The following is a 1,510-nucleotide window of genomic DNA, read 5'->3' on the forward strand; positions in this document are numbered from 1 at the left end:
CCCCGTCCGGAGAGGATCAGCATGAAGTCCCGTCTGTTCAAGGTCATCAACCCGCCCCTCGGCACCACTGGCCCGATCTACTTCCGCCGCGCCGAGCCGGACGGCACGGTGATCCAGCTCTCCGTCGGCGGCCGCACCGCCACTGTTCTCTTCAGCGGCTACCCGGTGGGCAGCGGCGTGTTCGCCGCCGAGATCACCGACTGCTGCCTCTGAGCGCCGCTCTCGCCCGCCGCTCCGGGGGCGCGGGTTATCTAGGGTCCCTTGAGCTATCAGGCATGTGCGGCAAGTGGGGCGGGAGACCAAGTGCTGACGAGTATCCGAGGGGTGTCAGGCATGTACGGCACGCTGTTCAGCTGCCTCGATAGCTGTGTCTGAGGCCGACATGGCAGGTACCCGCTGGCAGGATTGGAGGCGTAGGGCAAGGGGGCATGATCCGGTGCCGAACCATTTCAGGGCGTCGGTCAGCGCACGCTGTGGCGCCGCAACTCAACAGGCGGAGATAGGGCGATGGCACAGGGCACGGTGAAGTGGTTCAACGCTGACAAGGGCTTCGGTTTCATCACCCAAGATGACGGGGGCCCGGATGTTTTCGTGCACTTCAGCGCCATCCAGTCCAGTGGCTACAAGGCACTGGAGGAGAACCAGCGGGTTGAGTACTCGATCACCCAAGGCCCGAAAGGGCCCCAGGCGGAGAACGTGGTTCCCCAACGTTGAGGCGTGCCGGACTAACGACCTTGGGAGCGATTGGCCCGGTAAGGCGGGTGCCTGGCTCGGCGGACGGGTGCGCATGAGATCTTTCTTTTCATGAGTACACCACCAGACGGATTGCCTATCTACCGAGTCTTGACCGGCCCGGACGACGCCGCGTTCTGCCATCGTGTGAGCGAAGCGATAGCTCTTGGCTACGAACTGCACGAGGGCCCTGCGGTCACTTTCAACGGTGAGAGGGTCATCGTCGCCCAAGCGGTGGTATGGCCAGCACAACCCTAGGACTTATGGTCGCGGTCTGCCCGTGACACGAGAAGGACCGTACGGGTTAGGCGAGTTGTGACGCTTGCCTGGGCCCGTGCGGCCTGTTCCCATCTGTCCGGGGTCTCCCGTGCACACTTCGGCGAGTTACTCGAAGAACTTGCTCAGCGTTGGGAGGCTGCGCGTGAGTCGGCGCTGCGCCAGCGGCGCGGCCAGGACCGGCGTTGGGCGGCAGGTGCCGGACCGAAGCGGCGGCTGGTCTTCCTGGACCGACTGCTGGTTACGCTGGTGCACCTGCGGCTCGGTCTGCCGCATGCGGCGCTCGCCGAGCTGTACGTGGTGGACCGCTCCACCATCTCGAACGCGGTTCGCGAGGTCCGGCCGCTGTTGGCGGCCCGCGGCTTCGCCGTACCCGACCGCCCCGGCATCCGGTTGCGCACGCTGGAAGACCTATTCGCCTACGCCGACGCCGAGGGCGTCGAGCTGCGGATCGACGGCACCGAGGTCCAGGTCCGCCGTCCGAAAGCCGGCCGTCCGGGTC

At 65.9% G+C, this 1,510-nt stretch carries 4 protein-coding genes; all 4 read left to right on the plus strand.

Features of this window, described 5'->3' with window-relative positions:
- A partial coding sequence (locus tag GT030_RS04750; protein WP_237522202.1) for a hypothetical protein occupies positions 1-213 on the plus strand: 213 nt, incomplete at its 5' end.
- A 294-nt stretch (positions 214-507) separates the two neighbouring features.
- The gene (locus tag GT030_RS04755) at positions 508-714 is read left to right on the plus strand and encodes a cold-shock protein (RefSeq protein ID WP_161199979.1); all 207 of its coding nucleotides are present in this window, start codon (positions 508-510) and stop codon (positions 712-714) included.
- A 90-nt stretch (positions 715-804) separates the two neighbouring features.
- On the plus strand, positions 805-990 hold the full coding sequence (locus GT030_RS04760) for a DUF1737 domain-containing protein (protein ID WP_161199980.1): 186 nt from the start codon (positions 805-807) through the stop codon (positions 988-990).
- A 57-nt stretch (positions 991-1,047) separates the two neighbouring features.
- A partial coding sequence (locus GT030_RS04765; RefSeq protein WP_161199981.1) for a transposase family protein occupies positions 1,048-1,510 on the plus strand: 463 nt, incomplete at its 3' end.

Origin of the sequence: Streptomyces sp. SID1328, from assembly GCF_009865595.1 — a bacterium.
Classification (GTDB): Bacteria; Actinomycetota; Actinomycetes; order Streptomycetales; family Streptomycetaceae; genus Streptomyces; species Streptomyces griseoluteus.

What these genes read in the sequence shown, in the direction of transcription:
- GT030_RS04755 (WP_161199979.1), top strand. Translation starts at nt 508, where the DNA reads ATGGCACAGGGCACGGTGAAGTGGTTCAACGCTGACAAGGGCTTCGGT.
- GT030_RS04760 (WP_161199980.1), top strand. Translation starts at nt 805, where the DNA reads ATGAGTACACCACCAGACGGATTGCCTATCTACCGAGTCTTGACCGGC.